This is a genomic window from Curtobacterium poinsettiae, assembly GCF_025677645.1.
Classification (GTDB): domain Bacteria; phylum Actinomycetota; class Actinomycetes; order Actinomycetales; family Microbacteriaceae; genus Curtobacterium; species Curtobacterium poinsettiae_A.
On the sequence record NZ_CP106879.1, the window covers coordinates 1,362,294 to 1,385,995 of the forward strand.

Here is a 23,702-nt window from a genome sequence, read left to right on the forward strand (position 1 = left end):
GTTCGAGTTGCAACACCACAGACCCCCACGATGCCGGCACCCCGGCGTCGTCCCAGACACCAGGAGGCACCATGGCCGACTACACCAAGCTCGCAGCGGAAGTCCGCACCAAGTTCGGCAAGGGCGCTGCTCGCAAGCTCCGCGCGGCCGACAAGATCCCCGCGGTCGTCTACGGCCACGGCACCGAGCCGAAGCACATCTCGCTGCCCGGTCACGAGACCATGCTGCTCGTCCGTACCGCCAACGCGGTCGTGGACCTCGACATCGAGGGCGCTGCGCAGCTCGCCCTCGTCAAGGACGTCCAGCGTGACCCGGTGCGCCAGATCATCGAGCACATCGACCTCGTGGTCCTCCGCCGCGGCGAGAAGGTCACGGTCGACGTGCCCGTCGTCGTCGAGGGCGAGTCCTTCTCCGGCACCATCCACGTGCAGGACCTCAACACGGTCTCGCTGCTCGTGCTCGCGACCGACATCCCGGAGCACGTCACGGTCGATGTCGAGGGCCTCGAGGACGGCAAGCAGATCACGGCCGCCGAGCTGACCCTCCCCGAGGGCGCCGAGCTCGAGACCGACGGCGAGGCGCTCGTCGTGCAGATCGTCACCCCGCGTGGCACCGCGGATGACGACGCCGCGGACGAGGCATCGGCCGAGGCCGGCGCCGAAGCGGGTGCCGAGGGCGGCTCCGAGCCGGTCTCCGAGTAACACCCCTCCGAAGACATCTGGTCGACGCTGTGACGGATCGAATCCTCGTCGTGGTCGGGCTCGGGAACCCCGGGCCCGACTACGCCGGCAACCGCCACAACGTCGGCCAGATGGTCCTCGACGAACTCGCCTCGCGCATGGGTGCGACGTTCAAGAAGCACAAGACGCCGAACCAGGTCGCCGAGGGGCGCCTGGTGCCCGGCGGCACGCGACTCGTGCTGGCGAAGCCCGGGTCGTTCATGAACACCTCGGGCGGACCGGTCTCCTCGGTGCTCGGTTTCTACAGCGCCACCCCGGCCGACCTCGTCGTCGTGCACGACGAACTCGACCTGCCGTTCGACACCGTCCGCCTGAAGGGCAACGGCGGGCACGGCGGCCACAACGGTCTGCGCGACATCATCAAGGCCACCGGCACGAACGAGTTCACGCGCGTCCGGGTCGGCATCGGACGTCCGCCCGGTCGGCAGGACCCGGCCGACTACGTGCTGCGTGACTTCTCCGCAGCCGAGAAGAAGACCCTCCCGATCCTGTTGGCCGACGCCGCCGACGCGGTACAGGCGATCGCCGAGGTCGGGCTGCTCGCCGCACAGCAGCGCGTGCACGCCCCGTCCTGATCCCGTCCGTCAGCCCGGCGCACGCGCTCGCGCGGGCTCGGTCCCGTCGCTGTCCTGTTCCCGCGCAGTCCCCGAACTGGGGGACCGACGGCGTACCCCGCCGCGGGTAGGTTCTCGTCGGGGCGACGGGTCCCACGACGAGGGCCGGGGGCACGGATGACGCAGGGCACGACGATCTCCGGCGGTCTCCGGGCCGCGGTGCTGCCGGGCGGCGTCGCCGTACTCGTGGCCGGGTTGGTCACCGTCGGTGTGCTCAACGGGTTCACCGTCCCCGCGGTCGGCGCCGTGCCGGACGAGTGGGCTCCCCAGACCGCGGAGACCACAGCACCGCCGGTGGCGGCGTCCTTCTCGGCACCGAACGACGTCGACCACGACGCACTCGGACGCCTCGTCGTGGCCGACTTCGCGGCGAACGGGGTCCTGCGTCGCGACGTCGACGGCGCCTGGGAGACCGTCGCCGGGTTCGGTACGCACGACGCGGCGATGTGGAACCCATCGGCCGTCGTGGCCCTGGCGGACGGACGCTTCGTCGTGGCGGAGGCCGGTCGACGCACCGTCGCGGTGCTCGACGGTGGCTCGGTCCGACGCATCCCCGCACCACCCGTCCGCCGGTCGGTCTCCGAGCTCGCCGTGGACGGCACGACGGTGTGGGCTGCCGTCCCCGGGAGCGGCGAACTGTGGACCGCGGACCTGGGATCGGGCGACTGGACGACGGTCACCGGCCCCTGGACGGACCCGGGCGGGGTCGCCCTCAGTGCGGACGGCAGCGCGCTCGTCGTCACCGATGCCCAGCGCGACGAGGTCTGGCGGATGCAACGGTCGGACGGCAGCGTCCAGGCCCTCGGGTTCCCGGCCACCGAGCGCGCCCGTCTGCTCGGGGTCGCGGTGGACGACGACGACTCGGTGTTCGCCGTCGACAACAGTGGCGGGAGGGTGTGGTCGTACGACGGTGAGGCCTGGACGGTGGCACTCGACGCAGCGCCTGACGGGTCCCCGCTCGCGAACCCGACGGCGGTGTCGGTCGACGGACCCCGGATGGCGGTCGCGGACTACAACCGGCGTCGCGTCGTCACGGCCACGCGCTCCCTCGCGGCCGAGCCGACCGCGAGCACGACGGTCGTGGGGCCGCCGACGACGCAGGCCCCGGAACCGGTGCCGACGACCCCTGCACCCGAACCGACCGGTGCGCCGACGCCGACGCCGGTTCCGGTCCCGACGGCCACGGTCACCCCGACGGAACGGCCGACGACCGCCCCTGTTCCGGTACCGACCGTGCCCGACCCCACGACCGGGCCCGTGCCACCGACCCCCGAGGTCTCCACGCCGGTCGCTCCGACACCCGGGGCGACGGCCCCCACGGCGCCGGTGCTCACCGGGGGCGCGGCAGCCGCGGGTCCCACCACAGCCGGCGGTGCTGCCACTCCGACCACGGCCGCCGGGACCGCTGCCCCTGCCGTTCCTCCGACACGGTCGGCCCTCGCCGTCACCGGTGCCTCCGTCGCCGGTCCGCTCCTCGCCGCCGCGGTCCTGCTCGGGCTCGGGCTCGTGGTCCGCAGCTCTCGCACCCGCCGGAACCGCGGCTGACCGCACGACCACCCCGCACACCGGCCCCTGTTCGCCCGCTGCGCACACCGGTCCGGGTGTCGGACCTCGCCGGTACCATGGGCGGAGTGACGATCTCGGGCATCATCCCTGCGCTCTCGCGCGCCTCCGCCTTCGATCGCGTGCTGCGCGCCGCACCGCGCGACGCCGACTTCTCCGTCGTGGACGGCCTGCGCGTGCCGCTGCTCGGCGCGCTGCTCGCCGAACGCAACGGTCCGCAGTGCGTCCTCGTGATCACGGCGACCGGGCGTGAAGCCGAGGCGGTCCGAGAAGCGTTCGGCAGCTACGTCCCCGACGCCGACGTGCTCGAGTTCCCGGCGTGGGAGACCCTGCCGCACGAACGCCTCAGCCCGAGTGCCCAGACCGTCGGCACGCGCATCGCGACGCTCCGGAAGCTCGCGGCGTGGCAGGCGGCGGACCCGGCCGAGCGTCGCCAGACCATCGTCGTCGCGAGCGTCCGCGCCGCGCTGCAGCCGATCGCGAGCAACCTGACGTCCCTGGCGCCGGTGGTGCTGCGGACCGACTCGCGGGGCAACGATCTGGCGGCGATCGCGTCCCAGCTGGTGGACCTCGCCTACTCGCGCGTCGACCTCGTCACCCGCCGTGGTGAGTTCGCGGTGCGCGGTGGCATCCTCGACGTCTTCCCGCCGACGGCCGACCACCCGGCACGCGTCGACTTCTTCGGCGACGAGATCGAGGCGATCAAGGCGTTCTCCGTCGCCGACCAGCGCACCACAGAGGACGACCTCGGCTCGGTCGAGCTGACGGCCTCGCGCGAACTCCTGCTCAGCGACGACGTCCGGCAGCGGGCGCGCGAGATGCTGCACGAGTTCCCGAACCTGTCCCAGATGCTCGCGAAGATCGCCGAGGGCATCCCGGTCGAGGGCATGGAGTCCCTCGCACCGGCGCTCGTGCAGGACCTCGTGCCGATGACCTCCTACCTGCCGGACGAGGCCACCATCGCGGTGTTCTCGCCCGAGCGGGTGAACGGCCGCGCGAACAGCCTGGCCGAGACGAACACCGAGTTCCTGCAGGCGGCCTGGAGCGCCGCGGTCGCCGGTGCCCAGGCCCCGATCGACCTCGACGCGGGCAACTTCCTGACCGTGCAGCAGCTCAAGAACACCCGCGGCCAGCGCACCTGGTGGACAGTGTCGCCGTTCGACTCCGGCCTCGACGAAGGGGACACGGAGCGCGTCCTCACCGACGCCGAGGCCGCCGCCGAGGCCGGCGAGTACATCCGCGTCCGGGCCGAGGCCGTCCCGAGCTTCGCCGGCAGTGCCGACGGGGCGATCGCGCACGTCAAGTCGCTGACGGACGACGGGTGGGCGGTCGTCGTGACCGCGCAGGGCCAGGGCCTCGTCGAGCGTGCGGTGCAGGTCCTCGCCGACGCCGGGGTCGCCGCACGTGCCGACGCCGTGACCGCGCCGCCCGAGCCCGGCGTCGCCGTCGTGACGACGGCGAGCGTCGAGCACGGCTTCGCGATCCCCGACCCCCGCATCGTGGTGCTGAGCGAGGCCGAGTTCTACGGCCGCAGCGTCCAGCAGGGCGCCCGCACCGTCAAGAAGCTCGCGAGCCGGCGCAAGAACGTCGTCGACCCGCTGCAGCTCAAGCCGGGGGACGTCGTCGTGCACGCGACCCACGGCATCGGCAAGTTCGTCGAGCTCGTCAGCCGCGAGGTCTCCAGCGGCGGCCGCAACGCCGTGAAGACGCAGCGCGAGTACCTCGTGCTCGAATACGCGCCGTCGAAGCGCAACTACCCGGGCGACAAGCTCTTCGTGCCGACCGACCAGCTCGACCAGCTGTCACGGTACGTCGGCGGCGAGTCCCCGACCCTGTCGAAGATGGGCGGCTCGGACTGGTCCGCCGCCAAGTCGAAGGCGCGCAAGGCCGTCCGCGACATCGCCGTCGACCTGGTCAAGCTGTACTCGGCGCGCATGGCGTCGAAGGGGCACGCGTTCGGTCCGGACACCCCGTGGCAGCGCGAGCTGGAAGAGGCGTTCCCGTTCGCCGAGACCGCCGACCAGCTCACCACGATCGACGAGATCAAACGCGACATGGAACGCCCGATCCCGATGGACCGCCTGCTCTCCGGCGACGTCGGCTACGGCAAGACCGAGGTCGCGATCCGTGCCGCGTTCAAGGCCGTGCAGGACGGCAAGCAGGTCGTCATGCTCGTCCCGACGACCCTGCTCGTCCGCCAGCACATGGAGACGTTCCAGGAGCGCTTCGCCGGGTTCCCCGTGCACCTGCGCGCCCTCAGCCGGTTCCAGACCGAGAAGGAGTCGAAGGAGACCATCGCCGGGCTCGCCGACGGCACGGTCGACATCGTCATCGCGACCCACCGGATCCTCTCGCAGGGCATCACGTTCAAGGACGTCGGGCTGGTCATCATCGACGAGGAACAGCGGTTCGGCGTCGAGCACAAGGACCAGCTCAAGAAGTTCAAGACGAACGTCGACGTCCTGGCGATGTCGGCGACCCCGATCCCGCGCTCGCTCGAGATGGCGGTCACGGGCATCCGCGAGATGTCGACCCTCGCCACCCCGCCCGAGGACCGCCACCCCATCCTGACCTTCGTCGGGCCGCAGTCGGACCTGCAGGTGGCGGCGGCGATCCGCCGCGAGCTGCTGCGCGAGGGGCAGGTGTTCTACGTCCACAACCGCGTGAAGGACATCCAGTCGGTCGCCGCGCACCTGGCCGAGATCGTGCCGGACGCCCGCATCGCCGTGGCGCACGGGCAGATGTCGGAGAGCACCCTCGAGCAGGTCATGGTCGACTTCTGGGAGCGCCGCTTCGACGTCCTGGTCTCGACGACGATCATCGAGACGGGCCTCGACATCGCCAACGCGAACACGCTCATCATCGACAAGGCGGACAAGTACGGTCTGTCCCAGCTGCACCAGCTGCGCGGTCGGGTCGGCCGCGGGCGGGAGCGCGGGTACGCGTACTTCCTCTACGACTCCGAGAAGCCGCTGTCCGAGACCGCGCAGGACCGCCTCGAGACCATCGCCGCGAACAACGAGCTCGGCGCGGGCATGCAGGTCGCCATGAAGGACCTCGAGATCCGCGGGGCCGGAAACCTGCTCGGCGGGGAGCAGTCCGGCCACATCGCCGGCGTCGGCTTCGACCTGTACCTGCGGATGATCGGCGAGGCGGTGTCGCAGTTCCGTGGCGACGTCGCCGAGGGGCAGACCGAGCTCCGGCTCGAGATCCCCGTCGACGCGCACATCCCCGAGGACTACGTCGAGTCCGAGCGACTCCGGCTCGAGGCGTACCAGAAGCTCTCGGCCGCCTCGGCCCCGACGGCGCAACCGAACGCGATCGACATGGTCCTCGACGAGCTCACCGACCGCTACGGACAGCCGCCGCAGGCCGTGCAGACCCTGGTCGAGGTCTCCCGCCTCCGTCGCATGGCGCAGCAGGTCGGCCTGTCCGACGTCGTGGTGATGGGCTCGAACCTGCGGGTCGCCGGCAAGGAACTCGCCGACTCGTCGCAGGTGCGGCTGAAGCGCATGTTCCCGGGGGCGCGCTGGTTCCCGCAGCAGAACGCGACGAGCATCCCGATGCCGCGTCCGCACGACCAGGCGCTGCCGGACGACGCCCTCATCCGGTGGGTGGAGAGCATCCTCACCGCCGTGTACGGGGCGACGACCCCGGCCGAGGCGCCGGCCGCGTAGACGCGAGCGCAGACGGACCGGAGGCACGGTGCCAGCTGGCACCGTGCCTCCAGTCCGTCCGTCGCCACGTCCACGGCGCACACGCCGTCTGCGACGGTCCACGCGTCGAACGACGCGTGCTCTGTCGCGGAACGGGTGCGAACCCCGGCCCGCGAGTCGCTACTCGGTGTATTCGGCCTCGGACAGCTCGCGGCGTGCGCGGTAGGCGCGCGCCCGGAGGGTGACGACGACCGCCGACGCGACGATCGCGATGCCCGATCCGACGAGCACGGCGAGGACGCCCTCGTCGAGGATCTCCTCGTTGCGGGCGAACGCCAGTTTGTTCATGAGCAGCGACACCGTGAACCCGATGCCGCCGAGCACACCGACGGTGATGATCGAGAAGAACGACAGCGACGAGCGGCCGGGCGAGCGGAAGATCCGCGTGGCGATCGTGCCGAACAGCGTGATGCCGATGACCTTGCCGACCGGCAGGGCGACGACGACCGCCCAGAACGTGGGGGAGAGCTCGCTGATGCCGACCGCGGGGATGACGACGGCGGCCGATGCGAACGCGAACACCGGAAGCACGACGGCGTTCGACCACGGTTCGACGTTCTCGTGCAGGGTGTGGCCAGGGCGGCGGGGGAGCACGAGACCGAGGGCGACGCCGGCGATCGTGGCGTGCACACCGGAGTGGTACACGAGCCACCACGTCACGAGCCCCACCAGGACCATCACCACGATGATCAGCGTCTGGCCGCTGCGCCCCGGGCGGAGCATGCGGCCGAGCAGCCAGAACGCCGCGAGCGCGACCACGGCACCCACGAGGGCCAGGAAGTCGGTGTCGTGGGCGAACACCACGGCGATGATGATGATCGCGATGAGGTCGTCCAGCACAGCCAGCGCGAGCAGGAACACCCGGATGCCGCTCGGCAGCCCGCGGCCGAACATGGCGAGCACCCCGAGCGCGAACGCGATGTCCGTCGCCGTCGGGATCGGCCACCCGTGCGTGTACGTCGTGCCCGCGGTGACGAGCAGGAAGATGCCGGCCGGGACGAGCACCCCGCCGACCGCCGCGATGGCGGGGATGATCGCGGTCTTGGGGTTCGACAGCTCGCCGTCGACGAGTTCCTGCTTGAGCTCGATGGCGACGAGCAGGAAGAAGACCGCGAGCAGACCGTCGCTGATCCAGTGCGCGATCGACAGGTCGAGGCCGAGGGCACCGAGCGGCAGGTGCGCGTCGAGCAGCCGTTCGAGGCCGGGGCCGATCGGGGAGTTCGCCACGACCAGGCCGAGCACGGCGGCGGTGAGGAGCGCGATGGCGCTGAAGCGGGGAGAGCGGACGAGGGACGACATGGATCTCCGTCTCGAGGGGTCGGGTGAGTGTCCGTCGACCAGACTTCCCGACACACCACGGCCAGTCTACGCGGGTGGCACGATGACCAGATGACCGCCGTACCCGACCTCGTGACCGTCGTCGACCGCCTGCTCGCCGAGGACGGCGGGTGCGTCTGGAACCGGGCGCAGACCCACGCCTCGCTCGCCCGCTACGCCGTCGAGGAGTCGTACGAACTCGTCGACGCCGTCGACGACGGCGACCCGGACGACGTCCGCGAGGAACTCGGCGACCTGCTCTACCAGGTGGTCCTGCACGCGGGGATCGCCGCCCGGGCGGGGGACTTCACCCTCGAGGACGTCGCCGCCGGGGTCCGGGACAAGATGACCCGGCGGCACCCGCACGTGTTCGGGGACGAGACCGCGGACACCGTCGAGGACGTCGTCCGGGTCTGGCGTGCGGCCAAGGCGGCCGAGAAGGCGAGTCGGCGGAGTGCGTTCGACGGGGTGCCGCGGGCGATGCCGCCCCTGGAGCGTGCGGTGAAGCTGCTGGAACGCCTGGAGGAACGTGGGGACGCCGACGCGGTCGTCGCGTCCGTCGTCGGCGTCGGTTCCGGCGCTGGCCTGGAGGCCCGTGGTGCGTCCGCCGCGCCGGCTGCGGACGACGGGGTGGGGACGGTCGACGCCGAGTGGGGGCGAGCGGTGCTCGGGGAGGTCGCGGCGGCGGCAGGACGCGGGGTGGACCCGGTCGCGAGTCTGCGGGCCGCCGTGTCAGCGCTGGAGGAGGCCGGTCGCGCTGTGGAGTGATCCCCGGCGCGCGACGTCGTCCCGTTGCGCGACGTCGCCTCGGGGCTCGGAGGATCCGGGCAGGGGGAACGGGCGCCCTCCCAACCCGAAAAAGAGAGGGCGCCCGGGAGCGGGCGTCGGCTCCACCAGGGAGAGGGGCCGACAGGGAAGCCCGCTCGAACCGCGGGACGCACTGCAGCACGTCGCCCCGCGAATCGGTCCGGAGCGCGGATCAGGCACGATCCGGACCGAGGTTCTGCATGCAGTATGTCAGTGAGTCGGAGGATGCGCAAGGCCGGGACGCCCATCTGCCAGGATTGACCGCATGGCAACGACCGTGACGGCACCCCGTGGCATGCGTGACTTCCTCCCGGCGGACAAGGCCCGGCGCGAGCACGTGCTCGGTGTCGTGCGGGACGTCTACTCGCGACACGGTTTCGACGAGATCGAGACCCCGGTGGTCGAGGACGCTGCGCGGCTGCACTCCGGACTCGGCGGTGACAACGAGAAGCTGGCCTTCGCGGTGATGAAGCGCGGGCTCACCACCGACGACCTGCGGGCGGCCGAAGCACCGCTGGACCTCGCCGACCTCGGTCTCCGGTTCGACCTGACGGTCCCGCTGGCCCGGTTCTACGCCTCCCACCGCGCGGAGCTGCCGTCGGTGTTCCGATCCGTGCAGATCGCCCCGGTCTGGCGTGCCGAGCGCCCGCAGAAGGGCCGCTACCGCCAGTTCGTGCAGTGCGACATCGACATCCTGGGTGAGCCGGGGCAGCTCGCCGAGATCGAGCTCATCCGCGCGACGACCGCGGCCCTCGACGCCCTCGGGGTCAGCGGGACGACGATCCGGATCAACGACCGCCGGATCCTGCTGGCGCTCCTCGCGTCGTGGGGGATCACCGGGACGGCCGCCGCCGACCGCGCGCTCATCACGATCGACAAGCTCGACAAGATCGGCGCGGACGGCGTCGCGGCGGAACTCCGCAGCACCGTGGGCGCCGACCTGCCCGGGCTCGAGGAGACCATCCGCGCACTCGAGGCCGCCGACTGGACGTCGGTCGAGGGGGCGCCGTGGCTCGACGCCGAGGCCTTCGCCGACCTGCTCCGCCTGCGCGAGGCGCTCCCCGGGGTGGACCTGCGCTTCGACCCGACGCTCGTGCGCGGCATGGGCTACTACACGGGCACGATCTTCGAGGTCGCGCACCCCGACTTCGGCTACAGCCTCGGTGGCGGCGGCCGGTACGACGGGATGATCGGCCGGTTCCTCGGGCAGGACGTCCCCGCGGTCGGGTTCTCGCTCGGGTTCGAGCGGCTCGTCGACCTCGTGACCCTCCCGGAGTCCGCCGAGGCCGACGCCGTCGTGCTCGTGTACGACAAGGACGTCGACCCGGTCCGGCTCGCCGCGCTGAAGACCGAGGCGATGGCGTCCCACCGACGCGTCCGGCTCGAGCGCCGCACGAAGAACACGAAGAACCTGCTCGCCGGCCTCGCCGCCCAGGGCTTCACGGCGTTCGCGACCGTCTCGGCGGACACCGCGTCGCTCGAGGGCGTCGAGTTCCGCCCGCTCGACTGAGCACCCGGTCCTCGTTCCAGCGCGGACTCGTCCACGGCGGGGCGTCACGGCCGACGTCGTGTTCACCTCCGCTCGCTAGGATCAACACCGCAATCACCACAACCAATGTGTAGGGAGTACCCCGTGGCCCTGATCGATGCCGTAGGCGCACGCGAAGTCCTCGATTCCCGAGGCAACCCGACGGTCGAGGTCGAGGTCCTCCTCGACGACGGCGTCGTGTCCCGCGCGCTCGTCCCGTCCGGTGCATCCACCGGCGCGTTCGAGGCGTACGAGCTGCGCGACGGCGACGCCTCGCGCTACGGCGGCAAGGGCGTGCTCAAGGCCGTCGACGCCGTCCTCGACGAGATCGGCCCGGCGCTCGAGGGCTTCGACGCCACCGACCAGCGCCTCGTCGACGCCGCGCTCATCGAGCTCGACGGCACCGAGAACAAGTCCCGCCTCGGCGCGAACGCGATCCTCGGTGCCTCGCTCGCCGTCGCCCGTGCCGCGGCCGACTCGGTCGACCTGCCGCTCTTCCGCTACCTCGGCGGCCCGAACGCGCACACGCTGCCCGTCCCGCTGATGAACGTCGTCAACGGTGGTGCCCACGCGGACACCAACGTCGACATCCAGGAGTTCTTCCTGGTGCCCTACGGCGCCGAGTCCTTCTCCGAGGCACTCCGATGGGGCGTCGAGACGTACCACGCCCTCAAGGGTGAGCTGAAGAAGCAGGGCCTGGCCACCGGCCTCGGCGACGAGGGCGGCTTCGCGCCGGAGCTCGCGTCGAACCGCGCGGCGCTCGACTTCCTGCTCACCGCGATCGAGAAGGCCGGCTACACGCCCGGCAAGGACATCGCCGTCGGCCTCGACGTCGCGTCCACCGAGTTCTTCTCGGACGGCAAGTACCAGTTCGAGGGCAAGCAGCTCTCGAGCCAGGAGTTCACCTCCTACTTCGCCGAGCTCGTCGCGAACTACCCCCTCGTCACCATCGAGGACCCGCTGGCCGAGGACGACTGGGAGGGCTGGTCGCACCTGACCGCCGAGCTCGGCGACAAGGTCCAGATCGTCGGCGACGACCTGTTCGTCACCAACCCGAAGCGTCTGCAGCGGGGCATCGACGAGAAGGCCGCGAACTCGATCCTCGTCAAGGTCAACCAGATCGGCACGCTCACCGAGACCCTCGACGCGGTCTCGCTCGCGCACCGTCACGGCCTGACCTCGATCCTGTCGCACCGCTCCGGCGAGACCGAGGACACCACGATCGCGGACATCGCGGTCGCGGTCGACGGTGGCCAGATCAAGACCGGTGCCCCGGCCCGCTCGGACCGTGTCGCGAAGTACAACCAGCTGCTCCGCATCGAGGAAGAGCTCGGCGACGCCGCGGTGTACGCCGGTCGCTCGGCCTTCCCGCGCGCCGCGTCGCTGTAACCAGCCCGACCAGCAGCACCCGCACCACCGAGACGCCGTTCTCCTCCGGGAGGACGGCGTTTCGTCGTGCGTGTGGCCCCGGAGTGCCGAGCGGTCAGGACGTGCCGCGCGTGCTGCGTCGAGTGGTCACCAGTCGTCGGCTGGACCGGGTCTGGCCGACGGGACGTGACCACCGGACGTGAACCGGGCGGTGTGTGGTGACCACTCCAGGTGCGGGACGGGAGGGACGGGCCGGAGCCGTGCCTCCCGGCTGCCTCGGCGTGACGAGGCGGGACGCTGGGAGGGCGCCGAACGGCCGCGTGCCGGGCGGCCCCGACCGACCGTGCCGGGTTATCGTCGGACCGTGCCCAGCCAGAAGCCCCGCGTCCGCCGCGTCCCCGTGGCGTTGCCCGACGGCAGCACGCCCGCGCAGCCCTGGTACCGCTCGATCCACTTCTCCGGGTTCAGCCTGCTCATGCTCGCGATCATCGTGCTCTTCGTGGTGGTGCTCGCGCCGTCGCTCCGGACGCTCATCCAGCAGCAGGAGCAGATCGCCCAGCAGCAGCAGGAGGTCGCGAGCCAGAAGGCCGACGTCGCGCAGAAGAAGCAGGACGTCGCGCGCTGGGACGACCCGGCGTACATCGAGGCACAGGCCCGCGATCGGCTGCTCTACGTGTACCCGGGCGAGGAGAGCTACCTCGTGATGGGCGCCGAGGACGGGGCCGCCGACACGACCCCCACCACCGACTCGGGCACCCCCGTGAGCGCGAAGGTGCAGACGCCCAAGGTCGACTGGGTGCAGGCGATGCTCTCGTCGGTGCTGCAGTCCGGGCTCACCGACGAGCGGGCAGCCGACCTCGTCGCCCCCGACGTCTCCGGGACGGGCGAGAGCAAGTAGTCGCGGGGGCGCGGGGCGCGGGGCGCGGAGCCGTCCGGCCCGACGGTGCGAGGGGTTCCGCTTCTCCGGTAGGCTCACGTTCCCGTGACGACCCCTCCCTTCGACCCGCCCTCCGACCACGACGTCCAGGTCGTGTCGGCGCAGCTCGGCCGACCGGCACGTGACGTCATCGGGATCGCGGCACGCTGCGTCTGTGGCAACCCCACCGTCGTCTCCACGAAGCCCCGGCTGTCGAACGGCACCCCGTTCCCGACGTTCTACTACCTGTGCCACCCCGCGGCCACCGCTGCGGTCAGCACCCTCGAGGCCAACCAGGTCATGCCCGAGCTGGCAGCCCTGCTCGAGGACCCCGAAGTCGCCGCGCAGTACCGCGCGGCCCACGAGTCCTACCTGGCCGATCGCGAGTCGATCGAACACGTCGACGAGATCGACGGCATCAGCGCCGGTGGCATGCCCACCCGCGTGAAGTGCCTGCACGCCCTCGTCGGCCACGCCCTCGCCGCCGGACCCGGCGTCAACCCCATCGGTGACCTCGCGCTCGAGCGCGCGGACTGGTCGCCCTCCCGGTGTACATGCCGGGCGTATGATGACGGTGCAGACGCTGGAGTCGGGGCGGGTGGCGGCGAAGTCTGACTCGACTCCCGCACACCCCCATCCAAGGAGATCATCCCCCGTGCCCAAGATCCTCGTCGTCGGCGGCGGTTACGCCGGTTTCTACACCGCATGGAAGCTCGAGAAGCACCTTCGCCAGGGCGAAGCCGAGGTCGTCATGGTGGACCCGCTGCCGTACATGACGTACCAGCCGTTCCTGCCCGAGGTCGCCGCCGGTTCCATCGAGCCGCGTCACGCGGTCGTCGCGCACCGTCGTCACCTCAAGAAGACCCGCGTCGTCACGGCGAAGGTCACCGGGGTCGACCACGCCACCAAGACGGCGACGATCACCCCGACCGAGGGCGAGGCGTGGGAGGAGTCCTACGACCAGATCGTCATGACCGCCGGCGCGGTGTCCCGCACGTTCCCGATCCCGGGCGTCGCGGACGAGGCCATCGGCCTGAAGACCATCGAGGAAGCCGCGTCGATCCGCGACCGCATCCTCAGCAACTTCCACAAGGCGGCGAACCTGCCGGCCGGTCCCGAGCGCGACCGCCTGCTCACCGTCGTCGTCGTCGGTGGTGGCTTCGCCGGCATCGAGGTGTTCGCCGAGCTCCGCTCCTTCGTCACCGACCTGCTGAAGAGCCACCCGCAGCTGTCCTTCGACGACACGCACTTCCACCTGGTCGAGGCGATGGGCCGCATCATGCCCGAGGTCTCGCTCGAGACCTCGCACTGGGTGCTCAAGAACCTCGCCGAGCGGGGCGCGACCGTGCACCTCGAGACCCAGCTGGCCTCGGCCGTCGGTGGCGTCTGCGAGCTCAAGACGAGCGACGGAGCGATCGAGACGATCCCGTCCGACCTCATCATCTGGACCGCCGGTGTCATGGCGAACCCGATGGTCAAGGGCACCGACTTCCCGCTCGAGCAGCGTGGCCGCATCCGCGTGCAGCCCGACCTGCGCGTGGTCGACGACAACGGCGTGATCGCCGACGCATGGGCCTGCGGCGACGTCGCAGCCGTGCCGGACCTGACCGGTGGCGGTGTCGGCGGGTTCTGCGTGCCGAACGCCCAGCACGCCGTGCGCCAGGCCAAGCAGCTCGCGAAGAACGTCGTCGCGACCATCCGTGGCGAGGCGACGACCGATTACAAGCACGAGAACCTCGGCGCCGTCGCCGGCCTCGGCCTGGGAACCGGTGTGTTCCAGTCCGGCAAGTTCGCCATGAAGGGCTTCCTGGCCTGGGGTGCGCACCGCGGCTACCACGGCCTGGCCATGCCGTCGTGGGAGCGCAAGTGGCGCGTCATCGGCGACTGGGTCGGTGGCTTCTTCCTCGGCCGCGACATCGTGTCGCTCGACGACCGCGAGACCCCCCGTGCCGCGTTCGAGGCGTTCGCGTCCCGTCCGAAGCCCGCTGCCGAGGCTCCGGCCGCGCCCGCCGCAGCCCAGGCTCCGGAAGAGGGCAAGGTCGCCGGTGCCGCCGGCCCCGTCTACGGCGAACCCGCGAAGGACGTCTCCAACGCCGCCGAGCCGGTGACGGCCCCGGCCGACGCCAAGTAGCACCACTCGTCACGAAGGCGGTCATCTGCGAAGGGTGACCGCCTTCGTGCATCGGTAGGCTGTTGCGGCCCGCCCCCGTGGCCCAACCGGTAGAGGCATGCGACTTAAAATCGCCGAGTTGTGGGTTCGAGTCCCACCGGGGGTACCGACTTCGTGAACCGACACGCGACTCACAATCGCCGAGTTGTGGGTTCGAGTCCCACCGGGGGTGCCGAACACCGCGCGCCCAGTAGCATCGACGATCGTGGTCGGACTCGGAAGCGCACTCGCCAACCTGCAGAACGCCCTCCGCCGACCGGAGGCCCACGTCGAGGTCGTCGACGGCGAGAGCGTCCCGGTCGGCATGCTCCTCGGCACCCTCGGAGCCCTGCTCCTGGACGCCGGCAGCTCCGTCACCGACGTCCGGTCGGCGCTCGAGAAGGCGCGGGACGCCGCCGGGGTCGGACCGACGCTCGCGATCGGCGTCCTGCCCGCCCTGGTGATGGTGAGCGAGGTCTCGACGGGCGCCGCCACCATCGTCAACGCCGAGGGCGTCGAACTGTCCTCCCGCCAGGCCGCCCGCGCCAACCGCGTCGTGCTCGGGCTCGAGAGCGGCTCCATCGCCCTCGCCGAGATCCCGGCCCGCGTCCGGGCCATCCGCGCCGGCACCGTCCCGCCACCCGCCCTGCCGTGGATCCTCGGCAACGCCCTGACCTCCGCCGGCCTGGCCGTCGTCTTCCGGTGCCCGTGGTGGGCGATCGTGCTGGCGCTCGTCGTCGGTGGCCTGGTCGGCGTGATCGGACTGGTGCTCCGACGCTTCCGCGAGGCCGTGGCGATCATCCCGTTCCTGGCCGCGTTCGTGTCGACGGCGATCGTCGGCCTGGTCGCCGCGGGCACCGGGTTCGAGCAGGTCCCGCTCTTCGCGGTCTGCGCCCCGGTGGCGGTGTTCGTCCCGGGCGCGCTCATCACCAACGCGTTGCTCGAACTCACCGCCGCGGACATCGTCACCGGGTCGTCGCGGCTGGTGCAGGGCCTCATCATGCTCGGCTTCATGGCCGCCGGCATCGCGTCCGGCAGCGCCCTGACCGGGTTGCACGTCGACCCGTCGTCGGCCGCGCTCGTCGGCGAGGTCGCGGGGGTCGGCACGGACCTGGCCGGCTGGGAGTCCGTGCCGGCGTACTGGGTGTCGTGGGTCGCCGTCGTGGTGCTCGCGGTCGGGCTCGGTCTGGTGTTCCGGTCCGGGTGGCGCCTGACGCTCGTGTCGGTGGCGGTCATGGTCACCGCCTACGCCGTGGTGAGCACGACGACGCCGCTCTGGGGCAGCGTCGTCGCGACCGGTGCCGCAGCGGCGCTGCTGTTCGTCGCGACCCGGTTGCTCGAGCGGCTCGTGCCGGCGATCCCGGCGACGGTGTCGTTCTTCCCGGCGTTCCTGCTGCTCGTGCCGGGGACGGTCGGGCTCGTGGCGGTTGCCACCTTCGATCCCGAGGCGCTCTCGACCCCGCTCGCGACCTTCGTCAGCCTGTGCATCGGGACGAAGATCGGCGGGCTCCTACCTGGGCTCTTCGCCCGCAACGCGCCCCGGCGCGCGGTGGACGCGACCAGCTGACGGACCGGAGGCCCGGTGCGGCGCCGCCACGGGCCTCCAGTCCGTCACCGGTCGGGTACCGGGCCCGCTACGGCTCGATCAGCCGGCCGGCTGCCTGGTCCGCCGCGGCCGTGTCCTTCGCCAGGTAGTGCACCTTCTTGCCGGTGGCGTTGTAGGGGACGTCCGTGACGAAGCGGTACCGCCGCGGGCGCTTGTACCGGGCGAGGCCCGGATGGGATCCGGTCCACTCCTCGAGCACGGCGGCTGCCTCGGCGTCGTCGGCCGGCAGCCGATCGCCGGCACGGACGACGTACGCCGTGACGACCTCGCCCCACCGCGGGTCCGGCACGCCCACCACGATGGAGTCGGCGACCCCGGGGTGCTCCTGCAGCACCGCCTCGACCTGGACGGGGTGCACGTTCTCGCCGCCGGAGATGACCATGTCGTCCTTGCGGCCCACGATCGTCACCCGCTCGTGTTCGTCCCACGTGGCGAGGTCGCCGGGGTAGAACCAGCCGTTCGCGAACTTCTCGGCCTCGAGCCCGGGGTTCCGGTACGAGTAGCCGGACTTCACGGTCCGCACGGCGAACTCGCCGATCTCGGCGCCGTCCTTCGCCACCGTGTCGGTCGGGTCTGCCAGACGGTCCTCGTGCACGCGGACGACGGCGACGTCGTCGTCCGTCGATGCGCGACCGGTCGAACCGGCGCCGTCCGGGAAGTCCTCTGGCCGGAGGAACGTGTTCCAGAAGGTCTCGGTGGTGCCGTAGCCGTTGAAGATCCGCGGCGACAGCAGCTCCTGGTAGCGCAGGGCCGCGGCGCGGTCGAGCGGTGCGCCCATCGTGACGATGCCGTTCAGACTCGACAGGTCCCGCGCCTGACGTTCCTGCGCGTCGGCGAGCTGCACCAGGTTCGGCGGAGCGCCGATCAGGAACGTCAGGCGTTCGGACTCGACCAGGTCGAGCACCCGGTCGGCGTCGAAGTGGCGCAGGGTCGTGAGTTCCGCGCCGACGTAGAACACCGGGTTCGGGCCGCCCGAGTACAGGCCGCCGCGGTGGAACAGCGGCGACATGTTGAGCGTCTTGTCGAACGGACTGAGCGGGAAGTGCATGACCACGTCGTGCGCGCTGAGCACCTCGACCAGGCTCGGCAGCGGCACCGGCTTCGGCCGACCGGTGGTGCCCGAGGTGTAGAGCCGGGTGGACTCGTCGTAGGTGCTGCGCGGACCGATCGTCGCGAGCTCGTCCGGTGAGAGGGGCTCGGACGCGAGCAGCTCGGCGAACCGGTCGTGGTCGCCGCCGACCGGGACGACCTGGTCCGGCCGGTGCGGCGACGACCCGAGCGCGGCGGCGATGGCAGTCGTCCGCTCGGTGTCGTGCACCAGGACGGCGGGTGCGGAGTCCTCGATGATGAACGCGACCTCGTCGGGGGCGAGCCGGAAGTTCGTCGGCGAGAACACCGCGCCGATGCGGTGGCAGGCCAGGTAGAGCATCGCGAACTCGGGTGTGTTGAACAGCTCGACCATCACGACCGAACCCCGTCCGCCACCGTGCCGGACGAGCCACCCGGCGATCCGGTCGACGACGTCGCCGAGCTCGGCGTAGGTCCACGAGCGGTCCGACTCCGGCTCGCGCAGAGCGAGTCGGCCGGCGAAGCGGTGGGTGTTGCGGACGAAGCCGTTCGCGTAGGTGAAGCTGCCCTCGAACACCTCGCGGAAGCGCGTCGCGTCGTAGTCGGACCGCGTGGGGGTGCCGGTGTCGGGTCGGGTGTCGGTCATCATCGCTCCTGCCGCGGTCGTGCGGTGCACGCTGAGTGTCCTGCGCGGGCACCGGTCACGAGGCGCCGCTGCCCCGCTGGTCCGGTGCGGCGTGGTCGGCCGCGCGCGACGGCGAAGGTGCTCCGTGCGGTGCGACGTGCACCGCTCGTCACACTATCCCGCCGTCCGCGAACCGGGTCCGATGTGCGGTTCCTGTCCCACGGCCGGTGCGGAGCGCCGCTCGGGAGGCTCGGCTCCGCTCAGACGCGGGCCGCGCGCCGGCCGGTGCGCAGCCAGACCAGGGCCGCGATCGCGGCCGCCACGCAGGCCGCGGCGATCCCGACGAGCAGGGCCGGTGCGGCGTGCGTGCCGGTCGTCCCCGAGTAGACCGCGGTGGTCAGCGCGACGGCGACCACCGCGAGCGCGACGTACCGAGCGCGCGAGGCGGCGAGCAGCGCGCTGCCGGCGGACCCCGTGACGGGCAGCAGGGTCGCGACCACGGCACCGAGGCCGCCGACGCACAGTGTGATGGCGAACTCCGACCCGAGCGACACCCAGAAACCACCGCCCGCGAGCAGGCTGTGCAGCACCCAGCCGGCCGCGGCGAGTCCGAGCAGCGCCAGCACCCGCCAGGTCGCATCCCGGGCGCTCGTCGCGATCCCGGTGCCGAGGCGGAGCGGGCCGGTCCCGAGTCCGGGGCGGACGGACGGCACGAGGACGACCCCGACGATGAGTGCGGGGGACAGGTCCGCCGCGCGGGTGACGCCGCACGCCACGAGGGCTCCGAGCACGAGCCAGGGCGACACCCGGAACCCGACCGTGCGGTGGTCGCTGCCGGCTGCCCACCGCGTGGCGAACACGACGGCGGCGGTCAGGACGCCGGTACCGGCGAGGACGGCGATCGCCAGACGGGCGTAGCGGGCCTCGAGCTCGACGCCGACCCCGAGCAGGGTGCACAGCGCCGCGACGGACACCGCGACGGTGATCGACGCCCAGGTCGGCAGGACGTCGTCGCCGCGGGAGCGGTCCGACCGCGAGCGGTTGCGTCCGAGCAGCCCGGCGAACGGCGAGCGGAGGCGGCCCCGGGTGACCGCGGCCACGAGGGCGAGCGGCGCGGCGACCAGCACGAGGAACCCGGCGGCGACGGCGGTGGCGACCAGGACGGTCCGCCACGAGAACGCGGCCTGGATGGTCGGGACGGTGCGGTCGTACGTCGTCGCCGCGGTCCAGTCGCCCGCGGGGCCGGACCAGTCGGGGTGGCCTCCGGCGCTGCCGGCGCCGACCGGGGCGCTGCCGGTGCCGGTGCCGTTGCCTGCTGCGCCGCCGGCTTCGTCGCTGTTGCCGCCGTCGCCCCCGTGACCCGCGGCGTTCGTGCCGTTGCCGTTGCCGCTGCCGTTGCTGGTGCCACCGTGGCCGGTCGCGCCGGGGGTGCCCGTCGTCGTGCCGGACCCCGGCGTCGACGCGCCCGGCGTCCCCGGGGTGTCGGTGGCGCCCGGGGTCGGTGTGGCGGTCGGGGCCGTGGTGGTCGACCACGCCGTGACACGGACGGCGGCCGACGACCGGGAGTAGTTGCCCGCGACGTCGTGCTGCGTCGCGGTGAGCTGGTGCACACCGGCGCGCAGCGTCGACCCCGCGGTGGAGCACGACCACGAGGCGTCCGACGCGACCACCACGCCGCACACCGGCGCACGGTCGACGTACACGGTCACGCGGGCGCCCGGCTCACCGGTCCCGGCCACCGTCGTCGAGCGGGTGCCGATCCGTTCGCCGTCGTCCGGCGTCGCGATGCGCGGGGCGGCGGGCGCCGTGCGGTCGACCGTGACCGTCACGGGAGCGGATGCCGCGCTCCGCAGGTCCGACCGGTAGCCGCGCGCCGTGCTGGCGGTCTGCGACGCGGTGACGGTGAACCGGCCGTCGGCGAGCGACCCGAGGGCGGCCACCCACCGGCCGTCCGCACCGACCCGGGCGGTCTGCTGGGCCGACGACCCGGTCACCGACAGCAGCACCGTCGATCCGGGGTACCCCGTCCCGGAGACCGTGCCGCCGGTGGGCCCGGCGGCCGCCAGTGTCGGCGGGACGATGACGTCCGAGGCCGGTGCACTCGCGACGGGCAGCGCGGCGACGAGGTCGCGCACCGTGAAGACCTGTTGCGGGCCCGAGCGGACGGTGCCGAGGCAGGCCCAGGAACCGTTCGGGTCCACCCGGGTCGTGCACCCGGACGGACCCGTCGCGGCCGGGCCGGTCACCCGGACGGTGTGCCCGGGGGTGCCGGTGCCGTGGAAGCGCGTCGTCCCCGTCGTGACGTCACCCGGGTCGGCGATGGTGGGCCGGACGGCGGGACGCGTGGGGGTGGGCGTCGGAGCGCCCGGCCGGCCGGGACTCGGCGGAGCGATCTCGCTCGGCTCGGGGGTCGCAGTGGGAGTGGCGGCTGCCCGGGCGACGGGGACTGCCGGGGCGTCCGCAGCGGCAGCCTCCACCGACGTGCCGTCCGCGGCGACCGCGACGGCCGGGGCGACGGCGGCGCCGAGCAGACCGGCGACGAGGACCGTCGTCGCCGCTGCGAGCAGGGCGAAGCGGGGACGACGACGAGGGCCGTCGCCCCCGACGGCCCCCTCGTCCACGTTCTCCCCGCTCATGTTCACCGGACCCATCCCACGGGATCTCGGGCGTCCGGTCAATACACCTCGCGGATGAGGTTCGGTATCGGGCCGCAGTCCGGGAACCCGGTGTGCGTGACTCGGGAATCGGCCGTGAACACTGCTCACGGAACGGAGCATGCTCAGCGCGTCGATAGACTTCACGATGGCCGTTCAGGCCAACGCAGCACCGCGGATCCCGACGCGCAAAGGAGTACGCCCGCATGGACACCGGACTCGTCACGACGCTCATCGTCGTCGGAGTGGTGGTGGTCGTCCTGGTGATCATCGGGATCTACCTCTGGGTGACGTACAACTCCCTCGTCACGCTCAAGGTCCGGGTCGACGAGGCCTGGAGCGACATCTCGGTGCAACTGAAGCGCCGCGCCGACCTCATCCCCACCATCGTGGACACGGTCAAGGGGTACGCCACGCACGAGAAGGCGGTCTTCGACGACGTGACGAAGGCCCGCGCCGAGACCCTGTCCGCCGGTGACGCCGACACGGCCTCCACCGCCGAGGGGCACATGCAGAAGGCGCTGAAGAGCGTGTTCGCGGTGGCCGAGGGGTACCCGCAGCTGCAGTCGAGCCAGAACTTCCTGCAGTTGCAGTCCGAACTCGTCGACACGGAGGACAAGATCCAGGCGGCCCGCCGCTTCTACAACGGTGGCGTGCGTGAGCTGAACACGAAGATCCGGGTGTTCCCGAACTCCGCGTTCGCGAAGAACCGCGGCTTCTCCGAGGCGCCGTTCTTCGAGACGAACGAGCCGGCGGCCATCGCCGAGCCGCCGCGCGTCCAGTTCTGACCCCAGCGTCGGATCCGACGTGTACAGCGCCATCGCGCGGAACAAGCGCAACACCGTGGTCATCGTCCTGGTGTTCCTGCTGATCATCGGCGCGCTCGGGTTCCTCGGCGGGTACCTCGCCGGCAACGTCTCGATCGGCTTCATCGTCCTCGTGGTCGCCCTCGGGTACGCGGTGGTGCAGTACTTCCTGGCGGCACGGCAGGCCACCGCGATCGCCGGTGGGGTCGAGATCGACCGCGTCTCCGAACCACGGCTGTGGCGGACCGTCGAGAACCTCGCCATCGCGACCGGCATGCCGATGCCCCGGGTGTTCGTCATCCCCGACCCCTCGCCGAACGCCTTCGCCACCGGGCGCGACCCCGAGCACGCGGTGGTGGCGGCGACGACGGGGTTGCTCGAGCTCATGGACGACCAGGAGCTGCAGGGCGTGATGGCGCACGAGCTCGGACACGTCCGGAACTACGACATCCGGGTGTCCACGATGGTCTTCGGTCTCGTCGTGGCCGTCGGCCTCATCGCCGACGTCCTGCTCCGCATCTCGATCTTCAGCGGCCTGTCCGGCGGGCGGAACCGCAACTCGGACAACGGCGGCAGCGCCAACCCGGTGCTGCTCATCGCCGGGATCGTCGCCGTCATCGTGGCCCCGATCGCCGCGGCCGGCGTCCAGGCGGCGGTGTCCCGGCAGCGCGAGTACCTGGCGGACGCGACGGGGGCGATGACGACCCGGCACCCGGAGGGCCTGGCGCGGGCCCTCGAGAAGCTCGGTGCGTACGGCCGACCGATGCAGACGCAGAACTCCTCGATGGCGCACCTGTGGATCGCCGACCCGATGCGCCCCGGCGTGATGGACCGGCTGTTCTCGACCCACCCACCGCTGCCCGACCGCATCGCGCGGTTGCGGGCGAACGCCGACCGGTTCTGACGGATCAGAAGACGCGGTCGGCGGCCGTGTCGTCGGCCGTCTCGACCGGTTCCGGGGCGTCCGCGTCGTCAGCGGACTCGTGCGGCACCAGGGGCACTCCGAGCGACCCGGCGACGGCCGCAGCAGCGGTACCGCGATCGGTCACCTCGATCGCGCCGAGGCCCTGCCAGCTCGCGGTCCGTCGCAGTGTGTCGGCGAGACGCTCGGGGTCCAGGTGCTCGCCCGGCTCCTGCCAGGCGGTCCGGACGCGGAGCACGCCGCGCTGCCGGTCGCTCTTCAGGTCGATCCGGCCGACGAGCCGGTCGTCCTGCAGCACCGGCAGCACGTAGTAGCCGAACACCCGCTTCGGGGCCGGCGTGTAGATCTCGATCCGGTAGTGGAAGCCGTACATCCGCTCGGCCCGTCGCCGGAACCAGACGACCGGGTCGAAGGGGCTCAGCACCGCGTCCGCGGTCATCTGCCGGGGGACCCGAGCGCCCGCGTGCAGCCAGGCCCGCTCGCCCCACCCCTCGACCCGAACCGGCAGGAGCTCGCCGGCGTCGGTGAGCTCGGCGATCGCGGTGGCCGTGTCGTCGGAGCGCAGCCGGTAGTAGTCCGCGATGTCCGCTCGGGTGCCGATGCCGAGCGCCCGTGCGGCCTGGCGCACGAGTTCGCGCACGGCGTCGGCACGCGGTGGGGCGGTCTCGAGGAAGCCTGCGGGCAGCACCTGCTCCGGCAGGGCGTACACCCGCTCGAAACCGGCTCGTCCGGCACTCACCGCCTCGCCCCAGCGGAACATCTGCTCGAGCCCGAGCTTCACGTCGCTCCACCCCCACCAGGGGCCGCGCCGAACGTTCGACTCGTGCTCCACGGCGCTCGCCCGCATCGGCCCCTCGGCCCGGAGCAGCGCGTGCAGTTCGCGCCGGACGGCAGCGGTCCGGGTGACACCGTCGACCCGGGTCGGGCCGGCGTCACGCTCCCGCAGGGCGTCCATCCGCCACCGGAAGAGCCGCAGGTCGTCGCGGGGGATGAACGCCGCCTCGTGCGCCCAGTACTCGGTGTACGGGCCCGAGCGTCCGAGCGTCAGCCGGTCGAGCGTCGACCGGTCGTAGGCCCCGAGCCGGGCGAAGAGCGGCAGGTAGTGGCTGCGCTCGAACACGTTCACGGAGTCGATCTGCAACAGCCCGAGCCGGCCGAACGCGGCGTTCAGGGCACGCGTCGAGACCGGCTCGGCGGGTGGTCGTCCGAACCCCTGTGCGGCGAGTGCGACCCGGCGGGCCTCGGCGGCGGAGAGCGTCGACCTGGGCATGCCGTGACGCTACCGAACCCCGCCGACATGAGG

The 23,702-nt window shown here is 72.0% G+C and carries 17 protein-coding genes and 1 tRNA gene; 14 read left to right on the plus strand and 4 right to left on the minus strand.

The window, feature by feature from the left end; genetic code table 11:
• Positions 1-71: 71 nt before the first annotated feature.
• The 4 genes from OE229_RS06735 to mfd all read left to right on the plus strand — a co-directional run bounded on the left by OE229_RS06735 (position 72) and on the right by mfd (position 6,594).
• Positions 72-701 carry a 50S ribosomal protein L25/general stress protein Ctc gene (locus OE229_RS06735; RefSeq protein WP_182066275.1) on the plus strand — a complete coding sequence of 210 codons (630 nt, stop codon included), beginning with the start codon at positions 72-74 and terminating at the stop codon, positions 699-701.
• A 29-nt stretch (positions 702-730) separates the two neighbouring features.
• Positions 731-1,315, plus strand: coding sequence for an aminoacyl-tRNA hydrolase (pth, locus tag OE229_RS06740; protein WP_182066276.1), 585 nt, complete (start codon positions 731-733; stop codon positions 1,313-1,315).
• 156 nt (positions 1,316-1,471) lie between these two features.
• Positions 1,472-2,899: an NHL repeat-containing protein gene (locus OE229_RS06745; protein WP_262137105.1), complete on the plus strand. Its 1,428-nt coding sequence runs from the start codon at positions 1,472-1,474 to the stop codon at positions 2,897-2,899.
• A gap of 86 nt (positions 2,900-2,985) precedes the next feature.
• Positions 2,986-6,594: a transcription-repair coupling factor gene (gene mfd / locus OE229_RS06750; protein WP_262137107.1), complete on the plus strand. Its 3,609-nt coding sequence runs from the start codon at positions 2,986-2,988 to the stop codon at positions 6,592-6,594.
• Between the two features lie 159 nt (positions 6,595-6,753).
• On the opposite strand, the gene nhaA is transcribed toward mfd, so the two are convergent.
• A complete protein-coding gene (gene nhaA / locus OE229_RS06755; protein WP_262137108.1) occupies positions 6,754-7,932 on the minus strand; it encodes a Na+/H+ antiporter NhaA in 1,179 nt (392 codons plus the stop codon).
• A gap of 90 nt (positions 7,933-8,022) precedes the next feature.
• Between nhaA and OE229_RS06760 the strand changes: the two genes are divergently transcribed.
• From OE229_RS06760 to OE229_RS06795, 8 genes are all read left to right on the plus strand, one after another.
• On the plus strand, positions 8,023-8,718 hold the full coding sequence (locus OE229_RS06760; RefSeq protein WP_262137110.1) for a MazG family protein: 696 nt from the start codon (positions 8,023-8,025) through the stop codon (positions 8,716-8,718).
• Between the two features lie 304 nt (positions 8,719-9,022).
• Positions 9,023-10,267, plus strand: a complete 1,245-nt coding sequence (gene hisS, locus OE229_RS06765; RefSeq protein WP_262137112.1) for a histidine--tRNA ligase — start codon at positions 9,023-9,025, stop codon at positions 10,265-10,267.
• A 123-nt stretch (positions 10,268-10,390) separates the two neighbouring features.
• Positions 10,391-11,674 (plus strand): phosphopyruvate hydratase, encoded by a 1,284-nt coding sequence (gene eno / locus OE229_RS06770; RefSeq protein ID WP_027464494.1) that lies wholly within the window; start codon positions 10,391-10,393, stop codon positions 11,672-11,674.
• Between the two features lie 343 nt (positions 11,675-12,017).
• Positions 12,018-12,551 carry an FtsB family cell division protein gene (locus tag OE229_RS06775; protein WP_262137114.1) on the plus strand — a complete coding sequence of 178 codons (534 nt, stop codon included), beginning with the start codon at positions 12,018-12,020 and terminating at the stop codon, positions 12,549-12,551.
• A gap of 84 nt (positions 12,552-12,635) precedes the next feature.
• Entirely contained in the window at positions 12,636-13,184 is a 549-nt protein-coding gene (locus tag OE229_RS06780; RefSeq protein ID WP_182066283.1) for a DUF501 domain-containing protein, read from the plus strand.
• A 40-nt stretch (positions 13,185-13,224) separates the two neighbouring features.
• Positions 13,225-14,700, plus strand: a complete 1,476-nt coding sequence (locus tag OE229_RS06785; protein ID WP_182066284.1) for an NAD(P)/FAD-dependent oxidoreductase — start codon at positions 13,225-13,227, stop codon at positions 14,698-14,700.
• 71 nt (positions 14,701-14,771) lie between these two features.
• Positions 14,772-14,845, plus strand: a tRNA-Leu gene (locus OE229_RS06790).
• Between the two features lie 99 nt (positions 14,846-14,944).
• Positions 14,945-16,285, plus strand: coding sequence for a threonine/serine exporter family protein (locus OE229_RS06795; protein ID WP_262137116.1), 1,341 nt, complete (start codon positions 14,945-14,947; stop codon positions 16,283-16,285).
• Positions 16,286-16,352: 67 nt separating this feature from the next.
• Here the strand turns inward: OE229_RS06795 and OE229_RS06800 are convergent, their stop codons facing one another.
• A complete protein-coding gene (locus OE229_RS06800) occupies positions 16,353-18,068 on the minus strand; it encodes a class I adenylate-forming enzyme family protein (RefSeq protein WP_262137118.1) in 1,716 nt (571 codons plus the stop codon).
• A gap of 209 nt (positions 18,069-18,277) precedes the next feature.
• Positions 18,278-20,653 (minus strand): Ig-like domain-containing protein, encoded by a 2,376-nt coding sequence (locus OE229_RS06805; RefSeq protein ID WP_262137119.1) that lies wholly within the window; start codon positions 20,651-20,653, stop codon positions 18,278-18,280.
• Between the two features lie 224 nt (positions 20,654-20,877).
• On the opposite strand from OE229_RS06805, the gene OE229_RS06810 reads away from it, so the two are divergent.
• Together OE229_RS06810 and OE229_RS06815 are read left to right on the plus strand one after the other, a co-directional pair.
• Entirely contained in the window at positions 20,878-21,459 is a 582-nt protein-coding gene (locus tag OE229_RS06810; protein ID WP_262137120.1) for a LemA family protein, read from the plus strand.
• A gap of 19 nt (positions 21,460-21,478) precedes the next feature.
• On the plus strand, positions 21,479-22,381 hold the full coding sequence (locus OE229_RS06815) for a M48 family metalloprotease (protein ID WP_182067134.1): 903 nt from the start codon (positions 21,479-21,481) through the stop codon (positions 22,379-22,381).
• A 4-nt stretch (positions 22,382-22,385) separates the two neighbouring features.
• Here the strand turns inward: OE229_RS06815 and OE229_RS06820 are convergent, their stop codons facing one another.
• A complete protein-coding gene (locus tag OE229_RS06820; RefSeq protein ID WP_262137123.1) occupies positions 22,386-23,669 on the minus strand; it encodes a winged helix-turn-helix domain-containing protein in 1,284 nt (427 codons plus the stop codon).
• Positions 23,670-23,702: the final 33 nt, after the last annotated feature.